The organism is Leeuwenhoekiella marinoflava DSM 3653 (assembly GCF_900129005.1).
Taxonomy (GTDB): Bacteria; Bacteroidota; Bacteroidia; order Flavobacteriales; family Flavobacteriaceae; genus Leeuwenhoekiella; species Leeuwenhoekiella marinoflava.
On sequence record NZ_FQUN01000005.1, the window covers coordinates 284,723 to 304,735 of the forward strand.

Here is a 20,013-nt window from a genome sequence, read left to right on the forward strand (position 1 = left end):
TATTTTATTTTATTATAGCATTAAACGCTTGCGATCTACCAACCTTGATTTTGCTGTAGCGCATCAAATTTTAAAATTTCACTGTAGGGTACCGGTCCATATTGCATGTAGTCCTGATAATTACGCGGCTCCACAGTAATGATTTGAGGAGTCCCGTTCTCGATGCTGACACCCTGAGCTGTTTCTGTTAAATCAAGTCCCCAGCGACGCAGATCCCAAAACCTGAACCCTTCAAAACACAATTCTAATCTTCTCTCATTTCTAATCAAATCCCGCATTGCAGCTTCATCAGATTTAATAGACTCCAGGTAGGCATCGGGCTGTGTAATACCTGCACGGGACCGTATTGCAGCAATTACATCGTACGCTGAAAAACCAAATGATCCTGTCCCCAAGGGCCCGAAAGCTTCATTAGCCGCTTCAGCATAAATAAGGTATAACTCTGTGTACCTGATTCTAGGAACATAATGCAATTGTTGTGTGGTTGTTTGAGGGTTCAGATTTACATCCTGCCGCAGTAACTTTCTCATATAATAGCCCGTACGTGTTGACGTTGCCTCTGCATTAAGGGCATCATTTGTAGTGCCATCTGCTGCGGTAACTACAGGCGAATTATTAACGCCTGCTGTGGCACCATTTACTAAAATATACGTTCTAAGCCGTGGATCTCTGTTTGTATAAGGATCATTAGGATCGTAATTACTCGCAGGATCAGTAATAGGATAGCCGTTAGCTGCCGAAAATGCATCAACAAGGTTTTGAGTAGGGTTTAACCTCCCATTACCAAAAAGTGTAGGTGGAAAATGCTCTGCTTCCAGGTTGTTGCTATTGCCTACGTCACCTCTCCATAAAATTTCAGGTGGATTGGATCCTGTTTCTAAAGCTGCTATTTGTGAAGTATTGGCATACCAGGTGTGCCCGTCAGGAGCTAAACCACCTAAACCCCCATTTAATGCCAGCACCGCCCCTGCACTGTTCGCTGCCTGCTGCCAGGTTATGCCACTTGCATCGCTGTATGCCGGGCTTGCAGCAAGTAATGTTGCCTGTGCCCGAATCGCTTTGGCAATACGCCCGCTCATACGTTGTCTTCCGCGTTCTCCAAAAACACGATTATAATCATTAATATCTGTTAAGCCACTGGGCAGTAAGCTGGGGTCTGTAATATCTTCAAAATCCAATGCCAGCATCTGCTCGGCCCTATCAAGATCACTTAAGAGTTGATTAAAACAGTTTTTAAAGGTGTCTCTGGGAATATTAAAATCAGAATCCGGGGTTTCAGGGCTCAGTACTAATGGAACTCCTAAGAGGTTACCCTCTGCTTCTCCTGAGTGGGCTTGTAACAAGTAGTACATATGCAATGCCCGAAGGCCATAGGCTTCCCCCTTAAGTCGCCTGTTATAAAGCTCTTTTATATCAGGATCTGTTGCCCATTCCACATTATCAGCCTCCGTAAGAAAAATATTTAAGTACTGGATTGCTGATCTTGACCGTTGCCATTGTGTAAAAGGGTCATAGTTAGAGGCCCATCTCCCCGTTGCCGCCTGTCTATAGGCATTGTTAATATCATTAGAGACCGCATCATCTGTCGCTACATCATTAAATGACCAGTTTAAAGTAGGTATCCTGATGTATCCGTTAATGAGAAGGCCTTCTGCATAAGTAGCCTCTTCATAGGCATCCTCCAGGTCACGTATATTTTCAATGGCGGGTTCAAAAAGATCTTCACAGCTTGTTAGCCCTAGAAATGCTATTAATATGTATACTATTTTATTATTCATACCTCTATATATGTATATATGCTTGTAAAATTATTTTTAAAACAGAGCTCTAACTCCCAGGTTATAAAATCGCGTCTGAGGTGCGCCTCCTATATTTAATTCCATCAGTTCAACTTCCGATGAAATAGTAAGCAGATTTGAACCGCTTACATAAATATTCAGGCTTTTGAAAAGAGAGTTCCCCAGGATTGCTTTTGGTAAATCATAGCTGACCTGAATTTTTGCCAGATCAATACGATCTGTACTATACATCCAGAAATCTGATGATCTGAAATTATTAGCCCCGCTTTGTGAGGTCAATCTGGGGTAGGTTGCAGTACTGGCAGTCGCCGGAGTCCAACGATCTCTTACTGCTGCTGAGTATTTGTCTTCACCATCGATCCAAAAATAAGGACTATCCTTTATCCCGTAGGCACCGGTTTGTCCTGTAGCAAGTGCAAAGAAGGTTAAATCTTTCCATTTTGCAGTAATATGTAATCCTCCGGATAAGGGAGGCCCGTTAAAGCCGGCTTTACCCAGATAGACCTGATCCTGATCATTAATAACCCCATCGCCATTCTGATCTATATACTTTATATCGCCTGGAGCAACATTACCTCCTGCCAGAGCACTCTGGTTTGGGGAATTCTCAATATCCGTTTCGTTTTCAAAAAATCCATCACTCTGTAAACCAAAGCGCGCATCTAAAGGCAGACCTTGTCTGAACTGATAGTCGTTCTCAAACTGCTCTTCTGCACGCTGTGCTGCTTTTGTATCATAATAAAGCCCCGCAACACCTACAGCTAATTCAAAATCTCCAAAGTTTTTATTGTAGGTCACATCAAAATCAAGCCCGATACGATCATCGTTATTGTAATTTATATACGGGATAAAGGACGATTGTGGGAAACCATTGGTAAAATAACTGGGATATAAGACAGAAGCCTGAATGATATTTCCCTTAACACGATTTGAGAAAAAAGCCGTCTGAAAATCTATGGTATTATTAAACAAAGATCCCTTTAGCTCTACATTAATCTCCTTTCTTCTTGCAAAAGTCAAGTCCAAATTCTCCCCTTGTAAAGAGTTTGTCGTTCTTATTAAAGCCCCGTCTCTCCAACTGTAATAGTTACCATTTGACTGATTATATACTCCTTGAGACAAAAAGTAAGGATTATCACCAGCTCCTTGTATATTATCAATACCCAGATCAGTACTTAAAACCCCTGCAGAAACGGAGAGTTGCAGATCATTTACAATCGAAGAATCTGAAAGGAAATCTTCTTTCCCTATTTTCCAGGCAAGTGTTGCCGTAGGTGAATACCCTGTGCGCTGCCCTTTTGCAAATCTGGCAGAATGAACTGCAGCCTCATTAAAAAGTACGTAATACTTTTCTTTGTAATCATAAGCCAACTGTAATCCTAAATTAGCACTGCTCAACCGGTGATATACTCCAGATTGTAATTGTTGCCAACCCCCGGCGATCAACATTGCAGAAAAATGCTGATCCTCATCAAAAGAGGTTTTATAATTAAATTGTCCTGAAAAAGAAACCGTTTGTTGATAGGAGCTGCCGCTAATATTCTGAATACCATTTGAAGCATCTGCACCTAACCGGTCTATCCTTTCAATAACATCTTCTCCGTTAACATTATTCCAGAAAGGTTGATAAACTGCATATTCGTTATTGAAAGATTGATTATACGATGTGGAATAGTCAACACCAAACATGGTATTAAACGTAAGCCCTTTAAGAAAACCTCCTAAATCTGCATCTACCGAAGTATTGAATTGAAATTCTCTACTCGTAAACGTATTATACCCTCCGGCGTAAATAGCTGCAAAGGAATTCGTCTGATCTAATGGCGTACCTCCCAGCAAAAATTGATCATCTACAATAGTAGAGCTATTGTCTATTAAAATTTGAGCGGACTCATTACCCGGGTCAATAAAATTTATAGGAACGAAAGGTGTAAATCTGTTAGGTCTCGTGTTAGCGGCACTCGCCCAATAATCTGTATTCACACCGCGACCATTGTAATACGTGGCATTTGTACCTATAGATGCCTTTATCCAATCGTTTATTTTTAAGTCTACGTTACCTCTAATATTAAAGCGTTCTGTTTTGTTATTCTGAGCTTGCCCAAAGTCAACAAGATCTCCGGTTCTAAAAAAGCCTACATCTGTATAGTAACGTGCTCGTTCATTACCTCCGGAAATCTGCAGCGTCGCGTCATACCTTTGATAAACCTTCTTGAGGTATTCATCGCTATAGTAATTCACATTAGGATATCTGTAAGGATTACTGCCTGAAGCGTGATTAAAAATGGTCTCCTCAGTAAAAAGAGGGTCTATCCCATCGTTTGCACGTGCCTCATTGTAATACGTCATATATTCTGCAGAACCTAGATACTCTGCATATCTTTTAGGAACAAACAAACCAGCATTTACACGTACATCAATTTTTTGATCGCCTATCTCTCCGCGCTTAGTGGTTATTAAAACAACCCCTTGCGCCGCACGACTTCCATATAGAGCAACCGCTGAAACACCTTTAAGAAAAGTAACCTGATCTATTTCTATAGGTAAGGGACTCTGTGCACTTCTTGGAACACCATCCACAAGAACCAGATAATTACTGGTTCCCCAAATATTTCCTCCGTTAAATCCCCCTACAAAAGCATTTAATCCATCCAAACTGTAGGTGGTATAATTCTTCTCTAAAATTTCAGGAACATCTACATAAGAAACACCTCCTGCTATTATATTCTCCTTATCGACCTTACGAAAAGCTATTTGAACTTCATCGTCAGATCCTTCTTGTAAAATGATGTCCCCAAGGTCCTCATCATCTACTTTAACGGTATACGATTTATAACCTGAAGCAGCTATATTCACATAGGAATCCTGATCGACTGTTGTGGTGAAAAAACCAAAATCATCGCTTATCGCCAAAGTATTGTCCCTTTGATCTTTAATAATTGCCCCTTCAATTGGTTTTGCGTCGCTATTTAAGACCGTAGCCTCAATAGTTAGTTGCTCATCATCCTGAGCAAAGACTTCTAAGGAGAATAAAGCAATTAAGGCAAACAGAACAATTTTTGTTTGTAAGTATTTCATTTACTATTACGTTTGGATTATATAATTTTTAGTGCCTTATGTTAAAAACATTCTTGATTTTTAGTTTTACCATCCGGGGTTTTGGGAAAACTCCTCATACAAACTAACATCAGCTGTTTTTAAAGGCAACCAGTAATGTTTAGAGGAGTAATTACGTTCAAGAATAATTTCTTCTCTGATATTTAACACCCGGTTTAAGGTTGGATCTTCTGTACTAAAATCACCAGCTCTATCAAATTCAAGAGAAGTTTTTACAGTATAGGGCTTGCTGATAAGCAGCATCCATCTTCTTAAGTCATTAAAACGATGCCCCTCAAATGCCAGTTCTACGGCACGCTCCCGGCGCAGTTCACTCATAAATCCTCCTAAACCGCTGGCGACATCATCGCCTCCAGTGATACTTACCGGTCCTACTCCCGCACGTTCACGTACCACATTTACTGCTTCTATTGCTGTTCTTGAAAAATTGCCAGACTTTCCGTTAGGACTACCATAGCCTTGGGCAGCTGCTTCTGCATACATTAGATAAACATCAGAAAGACGCATCCAGGGCAGGTGTAAATTCAAATTATTACCATAATTAAATCCATCATCATATCTATTTGCAGTAATAGGGATAAACTTATAATTCAAGAAACCCGTACGGCTGCCTGTACTTACATCTCTGTAACTACCGCCGGTAAATAAATTTGCATAGCGATTTGCTTCCACATCATCGGGCATAGAGCCTTGAACCACCTGAACACCATCATAGATAATGTCGTGGTAAAATCTAGGATCTCTGTCCTTCCAGGGATATTGTGGGTCGTATCCGGAAACAGGATCAGGTTTAGTGATATCTGTGATAGGCAGACCATTAGCCATACCGTAATAGTTCACATAATTTGCCGTAGGCATAAAGTTACTTGCATCCTGTAATACTGCCGGCTGATATTGTTTTGTAGTACCGTAATTAGAGCCATTTGCTCCAAAGTAAGGCCCTCTGAAAATAGCTTCAGTACCTCCCGGTATACGCCAACCCTGACCAATGGTATAAAAATTATCACTGTAATCTTCAAACGCTAATAAACTATACGGTGTTCCTCCGTTTTCTACTAATGTGAGTAATTCCCCGAATGCCGAGGCCGCCATTTTACTATATTCTGCATCATAGGTTCTTGCTCCTGTAGATTCAAAATTCATTAAAGGACTTGCCGCCCATAAGTAGTTCTTGCCCAGATATCCTAAGGCCATGATTTTATTAATTCTAAGATCATTTTTTCCTTGTGTTCTGCTACCGGGTTGTGTTCCATCCCAGTTGACTGGAAGTAGATCTGCAGCTCCCCTTAAATCTGCGGCAGCCAGGTCTGCACACTCGCGATAGCTTAATCGTGGTTCCCGTAATGCACCATCACTGGGCAGAACACTGTTTATGTAAGGTAAACCACCAAAATATTGAATGAGTTGAAAATGAAACCAACCTCTGAAGAATAAAAGCTGCCCTCTAATGAAGTTTTTTTCCTCTGTGGTGGCATCGGTGAGTAAATCCATATTTTCTAAGCCCAGATTGGCTTTACGGATACCATACCACATGTTATTCCAGATATCTTTAGTAAACCGGTCGTTGTTTCGCGATGCAGCATCTCCCCGATCGAGCCAAGAAGCTCCCCAACCATCATATTCTCTTTGCCAACCCCAGAAATCACCATCATCAAATTTGTTGACAATGTGGTAATTCATATCTGCAGAAGTGATCTCATCATCACCCCAATTGAAAGAATTGGTCCAGTATGCATTTGAAAAATCAGGGATACACATATACAACTCCTCAGTAAACCCTTGAAAATTTGCAAAATTTTTAAAAGCTTCCTCAGGCCCGACAATTGTTTCAGGTTCCTTGTCAAGATAATCTTCACAAGATGATAGTAATACTAGAGATACCATCACTAGTGAATACCCAAGTATAATTCGAATACAATTTTTCATAGTTACAATTTTAAAATGTGATATTTAATCCTAGATTAAAACGCTTTACAGTGGGATATGCCCCCTGTGAAGCGAGCCCTGTACCGGCATTGTTTGATTCTCTATCATCCGGTAGTTTAGACCAGAATATTAGGTTGTTACCGTTTACAAATAAACGCAGGCTCGATAAGCCTACACTTTGAAGAAATTTTGATTCTTCATTAAATGTATAGGCTATTTCAGCATTCTTAAGGCGCACATAAGACCCGTCGTATAAGTATCGGGATCCATAGGATGCGCCATTAGGCAAGGATAGCCAACGCGGTATCGGGGTGTCTGCATTGGTATTGTCTTTACTCCAATACGAACCTTCGTCATAAACAATATTGTTTTGATTTACCAGACTCTGGAAATTAACATAACGCATTACATTATTCACTCCGTAGAACTGCACAAAACCGCTGAAACCTTTCCAGTTAAATCCTACTGTTGCATTGTAGGTGTTTTGAGGAGCGGAAGAATACCCATACGGCACCTGATCAAAACTATCAATGACACCATCTGCATTAAAATCATTGATTTGATAACCTCCCGGTAGTTTGAAGTCGTCTGCGCTGTTAAAAGGGGTAGAACCATACAATTCATCCCAAGTATTGTAATAACCAGAATCTAAAAACGTACGTGCCTGTCCTATAAGGAAATTGGATCTTTTTTGATAATCCGGTAACAACTCCGGATCATCACGTTCCAGAATTCTATTCTTTGCGTGCGTCATATTCAGATCTGCAAACATGCTGAAGTTGGCACTAAAGCTATGTTTAAGATTAAGAACAATTTCATACCCTTTATTCTCAACAGCTCCAAGGTTAGCTGTAGGAGCTGTAGTACCAAAATAAGCGGCTATAGCTCTGTCATTTCCATTGATTAAAACATCTACACGCTCATCCTGAAATAAATCAATACTTCCGCTAATTGCTCCATTAAGAAATCCAAAATCAAGACCAACGTTAGCTTTCTTAACCGTCTCCCAACTTACGTCTGGATTACCTACGGCATCTTCAATAAAATATACATACGGGCTAGATTCTGCCTGTTCCCCCTGTGTACCTATAACAGCCTGACCACCATAAGCCCATTGTGTGAGGTATAAAAATCGTCCGCGATTTTGAGAATCATCCCCAATCTCCCCGTAAGAAGCTCTCAACTTAAGATTATTTATGAATGGTAATTTTTCCATAAACCCTTCATTAGAAATATTCCACCCAATACCCCCGGAAGAGAAAAATGCAAATCTATATTCCGGCCCAAATTGAGCTGACCCATTGTACGCCCCGTTGTATTCCAGTAAATACCTATTATCATAGCCATAAGTAGTACGAAAAACCCAATCTTCTCTATAAAAAGGAACCTCACTTCCTGTCGCATACTCATTTCTATTAAAAAGCCCCATTGCAGTAAAGGCGTGCTTTTGAGCTATTGTAGTCTCATAGTTAAGTTGTGTTTGATAGAACAATCTTCTATAAGCTGCACCATTATTTACTTCTCCCGGTGCACTGTTCCATCGAACCCCTTGCTGAAAATCAAAGCCCGTATTTGAATCAAAGGTTTGTCTATAAGTTTCGATTCCTGTATTTGGGTCTATATACTTTTCCTGTGGACTATTAAAGAGATCATTAACCCCTCTGTTTTGTTCTACAAATGTATTGTCAAGCCCTAACGTCCCATTAAAACTTAGACCTTTAGCAATGAAATCTAAATCCTGCTCCAAGGTAAAATTCGTTTGAAGCTGCGTATTTGTAAGATACTGAACTCCACTAACAGCAAGTGCAAGTATTGCGTTACCCTGGCCCCCACCTTCTGGTGCATTATACCCCCAGGTTCCATCAGAATATTGTGGTAAATAAATATCAGGAGGAGTTGTGTAAGCCGCATTCCAATAAACATACTGGTTTGAGTTGAAGTCCCAAGGCGTTTTACGCACCCCATAAGAGCCGGAAAGCCCCACCTTTAGCACCGTGCTTGGAGTTAGCTGAAAATCTAAGTTTGTTCGCACATTTAACCTGTCGTAGGAAAAACCAGGATCATAACCCCTCGCATTATCGTATGCTCTCAATAAATCTCCTTCCCGTTGATAATCAACGCCTGCAAAGTATTTTACAAATTCTGAACCTCCGCTTATATTTAAGTTGGCATTATAAGAGGGTGCAAATTCCCGGAATAAGGCATCATTCCAGTCAACATTAGGATAGCGCTCACTCTCAGCTAAATTTGCAGGAAAACGGTATTTATCTATAATTTCCTGTGGCATGTAAGCTCCCCACGCAGCCGGGGTCCTTGAAAGTTCATTTTCTATCGCTCGGTTACGTACTAAGAATGTATCGTAAGCGTCTTTTTTACCCGGAAGCCTAGAGGCTGTTTTAACGGTTGTATTCACACGGGCTCTAATTACTGCTTTACCGGTTTTACCTCTTTTTGTAGTAACCAATATCACCCCATTTGCTCCGCGCACACCATATACAGCTGTTGCCGAGGCATCTTTTAAAACGGTTATGGTCTCAACAGAACTTGCTGCTATTGTACCCAGTGGTCGTTCTATACCATCTACCAAGACCAATGGACCACTCCCATTCCAACTGCTTTGACCTCTTATAAATATCTGTGGGTCTTCGTCTCCAGGCAAACCGGTACTTGATGTGGTAATAACACCCGGCACGTTACCGGCCAAGGCTGATCCAATATTGGGCACATTACCCGTACGCTCCAGCACATCCCCTGTTGTTTGGGTAATTGCCGCAACAACACTTTCTTTTTTCTGCTTTCCATAACCCACTACAACCACCTCATCAAGAGACTGCTGATCGGTCTGTAAAGAAATATTTAAGACTGTATTAGTACCTACGGTGCGTTCGAGAGACTCAAAACCAACAAAACTAAAAAGTAACACGCTCTCTGATGAAGATACATTGATAGAATACTCCCCATTGAAGTCTGTTACGGTACCAACTCCTGATACTCCCTTTATAAGAACATTTACACCAGGTAATGGTAGACCGTCTTCTGCAGAGACAACAGTACCGGTTACAGATATCTGTTGATCTACTTCTTTAGCATCATAAACGGTAACATTTTTAGACAAGACTTCCCCAGAAAACAAAATCATGCATGCCACTCCACAGAGAAGAGTTTTTGATGCTGGAGCAATTTTAAATAATGGTATTTTCATATTACGTTTTGGCTTTCCAATTTAAATTATTCGAGAAATCGATTTCGTGATTAATTACTTCTAATTTGTATTTTTTGTATTTGCTCTTCTCAAACGATTGCGCTAAATATTCATTTTAACTCAAGTTTTGCATCGCTTAAAAAACATTCTTGTTAAGGAAACTTTAAAATTTTGAGCTGATTGTGACATTGATAACTTTGATATCCAAAAATCATCAAATTGTTAACATTTTGTTACAATACAAATGTATCTGCTAAATTGAAATGAGAGTTGTTGTTATGTTACATATACTTTTTGGAATATAACATGTATCTTAGAAAGCGTATAATTTATAGGGGTTTAGCAAAGAATCCCGACACAAATGTATCTGAATATGACAGAGAAATCTTCTGTTAGGTCCGGTAGTGTGCGTAGTAGTCGAAAAGTTAATTAAATTCAAAAATACCATGATAAAAAAAGAGCCAGCTTCTTGTAAACATGGTTTTAGATGAAAATAATTGATGTTTTTAGAGCAAATCTGATCTTTGAATTAATGACACTTAAAAACTGGTTAACGCTTGAAAAAAAATCTGAAACAAAAACAAAGAGTCAAAATAGGCTGTATTAAAAAAAGGGGGTGATTTTCTGTGAAAAAACCAAGTGTGATTGATAGGTGGGACTTGTGATGCTCAGTAAGCGCGTACGCCGAACAAATACCTACTAGGTCTGAAAAATAGGATTTAGTTGGATTCCAAAGCATTTATAGTATACAAACTCGCCTTATCATTATTGCGGGATACTAGTAAACGTTTTTCTCCTGATTTGAATTGCATTATATTCAAATCGCGAATATCTCCTTGTAACCAAAGCCTTTCTGATGCGTTCAAGTCTGTAATTTTCCCGTTTTCAAAAGATAACAAGGCCCCAAGAGAAGCATCCATCTGACCGATATTTACACGAAAAGGATACAAATTACCCGCTGTTAAAATCTCTTTTTGTCCATCTCCATTAAAATCTTCCAGAATAAAATCCTGCACAGCAGAAATTTGTACCTCTCTTGGTAAACTCCGCATCTCAAAAGTTCCGTTACCGTTATTTATAAGGTAAGAAGAACGCAGTTCTTCAATTTCTAAAATAAAACCAGATTTGATATTGGCTTTGTTAAGTACAACAGCTGTGGTCGCTTTAGCATAGCTGTCATATGTTTTGAAATGCTTTTTCATACCAGGCACTTGCCCTAAAAATTCATCCCTTCCCGGTAAAGGATAACTTTCTCCTTGATTGTAATAGGTAAGCAACGGATCTATACGTCCATTGGAATCAATATCCTGAATGTAGTATCGTATTGGTTCAGCTGGAGAAGCTTTAAATTCTGTGTTTAATCCCAGATTGCCCAAAAGGAAATCCGTATCCCCATCCTGATCAATATCTGTCGCAACCAGACTCAGCCACCATCCTTTTGTATGAGAAAGCCCATAACTTTCTGTACTATTTATAAGCGTCCCATTCTTATTTTTAAAAATGGATACCGGCATCCACTCTCCTGCTAAAATAAGATCAGGCCAGGAATCGTTATCTATGTCTTCCCATACGGCATCTGTCACCATGCCTATATTATCAAGCTCAGGATTGGATTCTGCTATAAAACGAACTATTCCATTTTTAGTTTGATTTTTAAGGAGTGTACTCCGCGGGGATAACGGGTATCCATTACCGGTAACACGCCCTCCTATAAACAGATCGAGATCCCCGTCTTTATCAAAATCTGAGGCAGTAACAACTCCCCCGCTAAATCTCATATCGGGTAAAGCATTCTGAGCCTCAGTAAAATTGGCTGCTCCATCGTTGATATATAATCTGTCCTGATAATATTCTTTGCCATTAAAAGCCTCATTGCCCCCACTAACCACATATAAATCTAAATCTCCATCACCATCTGCATCAAAAAACAGGGATGCCGTATCTTCCTTATTCTTGTGAGAATCGGTAGTCCACGGCTGCTCCTTATTTTTTAAAATTAGTGCACCCGCATCGGTCCCTAAGTATAATTGAGCAGATTGCCCCTTAGCTCCGTTAAAATAGACATCGTCATTCCCATCTCCGTTAATATCGGCTACACTCGCTTTACCCCCCATTCTTGATAACTGATAGGGAATTAAACTCTCATTGTAAAAATCTACATAATTGTTTTCTTTATGAACAAAATCAAGCCCTGCCTCCCTGGTGACTTCGGTTAAGATATCTGGTTTAAGAACTGGCAAAGCCTTCTCTGTTGCGTTGGCTTCTTTCTCTGAAAGCTCAACAATTTGATCTGCCCCAACATTTTCGAGTACGGTTTTTTTCATCGAGGGCCAAATCACCTCTACCCTCGGGATTGAATTATTTTTCCCTAAGCCTATAGTTAATACAGGTTCAACTGAGGATTGATAGCCTCTTCCATAATATACTTCCTGAACTATTTGCTCCCCGTTTCTCAGAGTCAGAATCACTTTAGATCCTAAAGCAAACGTATTTTTTCCAGATCCCTTTAACTGTATTTTTATATAATGGGAATCTTTTCTTTCACTAATCGTGTTTTCGTAGAGCGCAACCGGCTCATTAAGATTATTAATTATCAAATCAAGATCCCCATCATTATCAAAATCTGCATAAGCCGCAGCATTTGAAACTTGTTTTTTATCTAAGCCCCAAGTTGCTGATGTGTTTTCAAACCTAAGATCTCCTAAATTTTTAAAGGAATAATTGGGCGTTTTAGTAGCAGGAATTTTGCTTATTAAAAGTCCTAAGTCCAGTTCTTCACCTTTTGCACGGGCCTCGTCTAAAGCTTCGTAAACCGTATAGTTATTAAAATCAAGATTGCTATAATCTCTCAGGTATCCATTCGTTATAAAAATATCCTTCAGCCCATCATTGTCATAATCAGCAAGTAGCGGAGCCCAGCTCCAATCTGTATTTGAGATTCCCGAAATTTGGGCAATTTCAGAAAACACTAATGTGGTATCTGGCTTAAAACCTCTGTTCAAATGTAGCGTGTTACGCATATACTGGCGATGATACCCGCTGTCTACAAGCATGCGTTCCCTGTTAAAAGCGTCAGGCCCCTTTAATGACTTTTGCCTGTAGTTATCTTCAGGCAACATGTCAACCACAAAAATATCTGGCCGTAAATCATTATTTAGGTCTGCAATATCAGATCCCATGGAGAACTTCGAAAAATGGCCAAATGCCGTATGAGATATGTCTTTAAAAGTGCCGTTTTTCTGATTTATGTAGCAGAAATCCTGTTCAGAATAATCATTTGTCACAAAAATATCCGGGTAGCCATCATTATTAAGATCACTTACTGCGGCACTTAAGCCAAAGTTGATTTCACTTCCGCTAATACCTGAATTTTCAGAAATATCTATAAAAAAGTCATCCCTGTTTTCATAAAGTTTATTGCCAAAATAAGGATGTCTTTTAGTCCTTAAATCCTTGATATTTAAAATATTGCTTCTGAAGGTATTGGCATGATTCAGTAAAAAAAGATCCAGATCTCCATCCTGATCATAGTCCAGTAAATACGCTTGCGTACTAAAAGTCCCCACCGCATCCAGACCATATTCTTTAGCCATTTCCTTAAACTTAGGAATCCCATCTTCATCTATACCCTGATTTATAAAAAGTTGATTTGCACGTCGTTCATAGTTTTCAATTAAGGATTTTGAAACACCTTCTGACGGTCCGTTTCCTGAGTAGCATACGTAAATATCCAGCAGGCCGTCTCCATTTATGTCTGCCATGGTCACGCCTGTTTTCCAACCTTCTTTTTCAATAATGGCAGCTCGCTGCGTTATATCTTCAAATTTTAAATTGCCCTTATTTAGAAATAATTTATTAGCGATCTGATTTCCGGAAAGATAAACATCAGGTAACCCATCGTTGTTCAAGTCACCTATCGCTATGCCCCCGCCGTTGTACATATATTCATAAGTCACCACATTTAATTTTGAAGTTTCAGTAATTCTGTTTTCAAAATTCAATCCTGTAGTTTCTTTCTTCTTTTCCTGAAATAGTGGCGCGTCTGAACAACTCATAAATGAAATACAGTTCATCAAAATAAAGACGCTTATCAAAGATTTTTGTGCTTTCATTGAATACCTCAACTTTTAATTATTCCCAGATAAAGAATTTGTATCTACTTAAAAGAGAATCTTAACTTTTAAATTATTACTTTCTAAAATGCTTTAAAAAATTATATTCTGAATTTCCTAAACTTATCAGAATGAACTGAGTAATCCGACTTATTTTGAGATGAAAGACTTACCTGCTTTACTGGATTGATGAGAGCTCATTAAATGCCGGTTATTTTTAAAATTTTTTCCGTCAGAAATTCTTAGTAGTTTTAATGCAGATAGATTTGTTGTCCGTTATATTTAAAAAACCGCCTGAAACTGATTTCAGACGGTTTGGTGTTTTCTCTTTGTAATAACACACTTATAACATTGAAGAAAACTAACTTTAAATACAAGTCTTTATCAAATCTACTTGAGCTAAGTTAACTGAATCATCTCCTCCTAAATTTATCTAGGGTTACAAATACTTGTGGTGTGGTAACAAATCACTCAGGTTTTCATTTAAAAACCTACTTCTTTAGAATTCTGAAAACATTTCTGTTTCAAATACTTAGGGCTGGAAAGTAAATTAAAATTTACTTTTCAGCAGTATTGAGTCTAAAAACCGTTAGAGGTCTATTGTTATTTGCAATAAAGAGATGGGGAAACTCGTTCAGTGTAATTAGCTTCATCTTTTTAGCATTCAAATCATTATAAAAGCTAAAATCTTTATAAGGTGTCATATTCCCTGCCGAATCCCCGAGTAGAATGTAGCCTACATTAGCATCATACTTTACAGTTTCTACTTCGGTCTCGTGAATAGCACCAGATCCTATAACATCAAGATGCCCATCTTGATTTATATCTGTAAATACAAAAGACATCGTAGGTCCCAGTTGTGCAGTCGTGGGTAAATGCTTTACGATAAATATACCGTTACCTTGATTTTCTAAATAAACAGACTCAAACAGTGTTGCCGTTTTATGGTAGGAGTTTTTAATGCCCTCTGTTCCATAAATATCTGTGAGTGTAGAATTTGCAAATTCTTTGTAACTTTTAATTTTCTCACTTACAAATGAATTCTGGGCTGTGGAACATTCTTTACCTCTTACCGGCACGAGATTCCCCTGATATAACTTACTGAGAATCATATCGTAGTTGTTATCCTCATCAAAATAGTTACCGTAAATGTGCAGTGGTTTTTCTTTAGTAGGATGAAACTTATTGTTACTTCCAAGGTTTCCTACAAAGTAGTCCATATCTCCATCCTTATCAAAATCAACCGCTTTGATGGTGTTCCACCATCCCTGCGTATCAGACAAAGACTGAATCTCGGTATTGTGAAATTTTCCATCTTCATTTTTAAGAATAGTAACCGGCATCCATTCCCCTACGATTATAATATCTTTATCATTATCCCCATCGTAATCGGAAAGTATGATTTCATTTATCATCCCTGGTGCATTTAAATCGGGTGCTATTTCTTTAGTGACATCAATAAACTTACCGCCTTCATTTTTAAGCACATAAGATTTCGGGGAGACAGGGTACTTACCAGGAATGACGCGGCCGCCTACCAGAAGATCTAACTTGCCGTCCTTATCATAGTCAAAAGAGGTTACTGCCTTAGTGCTCGTCATTATATCAGGCAGTGCAGAGGTCTTACTAAACGCTCCTGAGCCGTTGTTGAGATACAACCGATCTTGTAACAGCGCATCACCTTCAGTGAGTTCATACCCGCCGCTCGCTACATATAAATCTAAATCTCCATCCTGATCAGCATCAAAAAAATGGGCTCCGTTATCTTCATAAGCTTTATCAAGTTCCAAAGCCGGCTGAGAAGTTTTATTGAATTTTCCATCTCCAGACTGTATATAGACTTCTCCAGATTGATTTAAGGCCCCTCCAATAAAAATATCAGTAAGCCCGTCATTATTAATGTCTGCGGTAACAAAAGCTGGTCCTTGCCGAGATTGCTTTTGAGGTAAAAGAACCTGTTTCGTAAAATCATTAAAGACATTCTCCTGATGTTTATAGGTAATACCGAGTGTGATTGGATCTACGCGTTGAAAGGTAGCAGGCCTATGAATATTAGTCTCTACCCCCTGTTCAGACTCGCTTTTAGAAATGTTTATCCTTTGATTTACTTTTACCTGCTCCAAAGTGGATAGCGTACCATCATTCCAAACTACTTCAATCCGGTTTATTATTTTTTCTTCTCCTACCCCAAAAAGAAGTACCGGAGAAACTGAAGATTGATAACCTCGGGAGAGAAATAATTCCTGATATTGCTGCGTGCTGTCTGTAAAAACTTTAACCTTAGCTCCTATTCCATTTTTATTTTGATTATCTCCGGTAAGCTTTATAGAAATAAAATTTGTGGTCGCATTGTTTTTATAAATGCTGGCCTGATCCTCCAGGTTATTTAAAACCAAATCCAAATCCCCATCATTGTCTAAATCTGCGTAAGCCACTCCATTAGAGTTTACAGCCAAATCTAAACCCCATTCATTCGTTGCTTTTTTAAAAGTAAGATCTCCATTGTTTTTAAATGCATAGTTCTGTAATTTTTCAGAAGGCATATTTTTAAGAATCTCCTCAAGGGGCATGTCTTGTAATGAATCTTGATTCGCATCTAAAAAATTACCAAAATCCTGATTTGCGATCTCCCGTTTGATCCCGTTTGTAATGAAAATATCTTTAAAGCCGTCTCCATCAAAATCTGCAAGTAAAGGAGCCCAACTCCAGTCGGTTTTAGAAACGCCTGATACCTGAGCGATATCACTAAAATAACCATTACCATTGTTGAGATGCAGTACATTAGACATATAAGGATAATGAAATCCAGCCTCCACTATCCACCAAAATCCCTCTGTATTCATACTGGCCATATTCTGTTTCCCTCTGCGATGGTCTTCGGCAGACATGTCTAACACCAATAAATCAGGTAAAAAATCATTGTTGATATCTGCGAAATCAGACCCCATACTGCTGTATGAGATGTGTTGCAGCTGGGTATTGATCTTATTAGAAAATGTTCCGTTCTTATTGTTAATGTATAATTTATCTGGAGTGATAAAATCGTTAGCTACAAAAACATCAAACCAGCCATCATTATTAAAATCACCTATAGACGCGCTTAAACTGAATTCTTTATTAATGAGCCCGCTAATTCCCGTAACATCTGTAAATGCTGAACCGTCATTGCGGTACAGATGATCTGAGTTTTGCGAATAAAAATTCTGATCTTCAACGATAGCCTTCAAATCTACCGAGTTCAGAAAATCATTGCGATGATTAATCAGATACATATCTAAATCTCCATCGTTATCATAATCAAAAAAATAGGATTGGATAGAATATCCATCATCTGCTAATCCCCACTGCTGAGCCTCTTCTTTAAAAGTGCCGTCCTTTTGATTGATAAACAATTTATTTGTACGAAGCCGGTCTGAAGCTATAGATGCCGATTTACAGACATACAAATCCATCCACCCATCATTATTAATATCTATCGCTGTTACTCCGGTAGTCCAGCCTTCAGTGTCCTGAACCCCTGCTTTATCTGTGACATCTTCAAATTGAAAATCACCTTTATTTATATACAGCTTATTAGACTCCTGATTTGATGTAAAATAAATATCGATCAATTCATCATTATTAAAATCAGCCAATGCAACTCCCCCTCCATTATACATATCGTAATAATTGAGAATATTAAATGCTGATGTTTCTACTACTGTATTCTTAAAATGTATCCCGGTTTGGTCATTGGAGACTAGGGTGAATAGCGTTTCTGCGCTGGTTTCTTTTTTAGCGATACGATCATCTGCACACGAGCAAATTAAAAGGAGAAGAACTACTGCTATCGCCTTACATTTAAGTAGCTGCATAGGGGTATAATTTTTAAATAAATAATATACTTCTTTTAAAATTTATTCTATTCTAAAAGGGGAAGCGGGCAGGCCCTCCTCATTATATAAATTGGGATTGTCAGGATTGTCAGCCCAGGCATAACGTACATAAACCGGATCTTTTATTTGGTCACTCCAAACGATCACTTTGTTCCCTTCGATCCTTGCGTTTGCCCATACAAATTTTTTATTCTTGCCTGCTATAGCAAATTCACTCAATTCTTCTCCATCATTTGTAATAAGTCCGCTTCCTGCATTCTTAAATGTAATTATGACTCTATCGCCCTCTATTTTATGATGGTCATATAGGGGGCCTGAGAAGACAATATCTTCATTATAGGCAATTTTTAATCCGGCAAGTGCCATACGCTCACCCACATCTTTTTTATTATCGGGATGAATATCGTTCCATTCACCCAAATCAATATTAACGGTCATTGCTGTATTGGAAACAGAAGAAGCTTTTAGTTGGGCTTCCCTTAATGCTGCCCAGTTACTTTCTGATGGAAGATAGGAAACCTCCATAAAATTAGGAAGCTGGGCAAAAACAAAAGGTAGTTCAGGATTATTAAAAACGCTGCGTAATCCCGAGATGAGCGCAATCATATAATCATCATAAATTTGAGGATTTCCGGTATTACTTTCTCCCTGATACCAAAGAATCCCTTTTAATGAATAGTTTTTGTAAGGGGCTACCATCGCATTATAAAGAGCGGCAGGTTCATTTTGAGGATTTATTCTTCTTTTTTGGGGTTCTTCAGTTGCGTTATTTTCAAGAGCGCCGTAATCAAACGGCTTAAATACCTCTCCCACTTTGTACTGCCAATAGCCTTTTAAATCTACGGTATCCTTATCGGTAAACAGGTAATAGGGTTTATCTGGCACAAAACCACCTTTTCCACGGGAATTGGTGACGCGTACTGTAAAGCTATTTTTACCTTCCTTGAGTAAGTTTTCAGGAACCTGATACCTGCGCTGAGGGTATTGATACGTGGTTTCACCTACCAGTTGCCCGTTAATATAAAGTTGATCTGCATCAACTATTCTACCTAAAAATACCCTGGCCTCCTGATTTGCCATTGATTTTGGAAGCTCTAGTTCTTTTCTATACCACACCACCCCGTTTAGATCTTTTATTCCCTGATCTTCCCAATATCCGGGAATATTTATTCTTCTCCAGTCTTTAGGCTTAAAATTCACATCGTACCAGGCAAGCTTCCCTGATAAACCTTTATCTTTTACCTCCTTCTGTTCAGAATTTTGCAGGCCTGAGTTTTGTTGACTATTGACTAAAGTGGTATCCTTGTTTTCTTCAATAATAGCCAAAATTTCAGGAAAATCTTTATAAGCTTCTTTTGGTATCCAGGCTTCTATAGGTGTACCTCCTACGCTGGCATTAATTAAGCCGATAGGTATTTTATACCGCTCATAAATCTTCTTTGCAAAGAAAGAAGCCACAGCAGAAAAAGGCCGTACTTCCTGCCCCACTGCCTGTTGCCAGACACCTCCTGATAAATCCTGTAGCGGTCCCGAAATACTCGTGCTGATAGGGACTTTAAAGTGTCTTATTTCAGAGTTGTTTGCTGTTGCTATCTCCTCAGCATAGCGCACGTCATGAATGTCAAGCTGATGTACCATATTGGATTGCCCTGTACAAAGCCATACATCCCCGACTAATATATCCTTCACAATTAGCGTATCACGGCCGGCTACACGCATTTCGTAGGGTCCCCCGGCCTTCATTGCTGTTAATTTAACTTGCCAGGATCCATCTGCTGAAGCCTGTGTGTTGTATTCCTTATCATTAAAAGAAACGGTTACAGCCGCATTAGCTTCAGTCCATCCCCATACCGGAACTTCTACATTACGCTGCAGCACCATACCATCACTAATTAAGCGGGGAAGCTTTAACTGCGCTTGTAAAGCAGGATTAACTATCAAAAATGTACAAATAATACTGAGGAGTTGCGCGGTTTTCATTT

At 39.0% G+C, this 20,013-nt stretch carries 7 protein-coding genes; all 7 read right to left on the reverse strand.

Features of this window, described 5'->3' with window-relative positions; translation table 11 throughout:
- Nucleotides 1-35 precede the first annotated feature (35 nt).
- Nucleotides 36-1,778, reverse strand: coding sequence for a RagB/SusD family nutrient uptake outer membrane protein (locus tag BUB91_RS04830; RefSeq protein WP_073097671.1), 1,743 nt, complete (start codon nucleotides 1,776-1,778; stop codon nucleotides 36-38).
- A 36-nt stretch (nucleotides 1,779-1,814) separates the two neighbouring features.
- The gene (locus BUB91_RS04835; RefSeq protein ID WP_073097675.1) at nucleotides 1,815-4,877 is read right to left on the reverse strand and encodes a SusC/RagA family TonB-linked outer membrane protein; all 3,063 of its coding nucleotides are present in this window, start codon (nucleotides 4,875-4,877) and stop codon (nucleotides 1,815-1,817) included.
- Between the two features lie 66 nt (nucleotides 4,878-4,943).
- Nucleotides 4,944-6,842 (reverse strand): RagB/SusD family nutrient uptake outer membrane protein, encoded by a 1,899-nt coding sequence (locus BUB91_RS04840; RefSeq protein WP_073097679.1) that lies wholly within the window; start codon nucleotides 6,840-6,842, stop codon nucleotides 4,944-4,946.
- 10 nt (nucleotides 6,843-6,852) lie between these two features.
- Nucleotides 6,853-10,044: a SusC/RagA family TonB-linked outer membrane protein gene (locus tag BUB91_RS04845; protein WP_073097682.1), complete on the reverse strand. Its 3,192-nt coding sequence runs from the start codon at nucleotides 10,042-10,044 to the stop codon at nucleotides 6,853-6,855.
- A gap of 719 nt (nucleotides 10,045-10,763) precedes the next feature.
- Nucleotides 10,764-14,156, reverse strand: a complete 3,393-nt coding sequence (locus BUB91_RS04850) for a VCBS repeat-containing protein (protein WP_073097684.1) — start codon at nucleotides 14,154-14,156, stop codon at nucleotides 10,764-10,766.
- A 557-nt stretch (nucleotides 14,157-14,713) separates the two neighbouring features.
- On the reverse strand, nucleotides 14,714-18,010 hold the full coding sequence (locus tag BUB91_RS04855) for a VCBS repeat-containing protein (RefSeq protein WP_073097686.1): 3,297 nt from the start codon (nucleotides 18,008-18,010) through the stop codon (nucleotides 14,714-14,716).
- Between the two features lie 42 nt (nucleotides 18,011-18,052).
- Nucleotides 18,053-20,011 carry a sialate O-acetylesterase gene (locus BUB91_RS04860; RefSeq protein ID WP_073097689.1) on the reverse strand — a complete coding sequence of 653 codons (1,959 nt, stop codon included), beginning with the start codon at nucleotides 20,009-20,011 and terminating at the stop codon, nucleotides 18,053-18,055.
- Nucleotides 20,012-20,013: the final 2 nt, after the last annotated feature.

Excerpts from the sequence above, each read along its gene's own strand:
- BUB91_RS04830 (WP_073097671.1), bottom strand. The coding sequence starts at position 1,778 with ATGAATAATAAAATAGTATACATATTAATAGCATTTCTAGGGCTAACA.
- BUB91_RS04835 (WP_073097675.1), bottom strand. The coding sequence starts at position 4,877 with ATGAAATACTTACAAACAAAAATTGTTCTGTTTGCCTTAATTGCTTTA.
- BUB91_RS04840 (WP_073097679.1), bottom strand. The coding sequence starts at position 6,842 with ATGAAAAATTGTATTCGAATTATACTTGGGTATTCACTAGTGATGGTA.
- BUB91_RS04845 (WP_073097682.1), bottom strand. The coding sequence starts at position 10,044 with ATGAAAATACCATTATTTAAAATTGCTCCAGCATCAAAAACTCTTCTC.
- BUB91_RS04850 (WP_073097684.1), bottom strand. The coding sequence starts at position 14,156 with ATGAAAGCACAAAAATCTTTGATAAGCGTCTTTATTTTGATGAACTGT.
- BUB91_RS04855 (WP_073097686.1), bottom strand. The coding sequence starts at position 18,010 with ATGCAGCTACTTAAATGTAAGGCGATAGCAGTAGTTCTTCTCCTTTTA.
- BUB91_RS04860 (WP_073097689.1), bottom strand. The coding sequence starts at position 20,011 with ATGAAAACCGCGCAACTCCTCAGTATTATTTGTACATTTTTGATAGTT.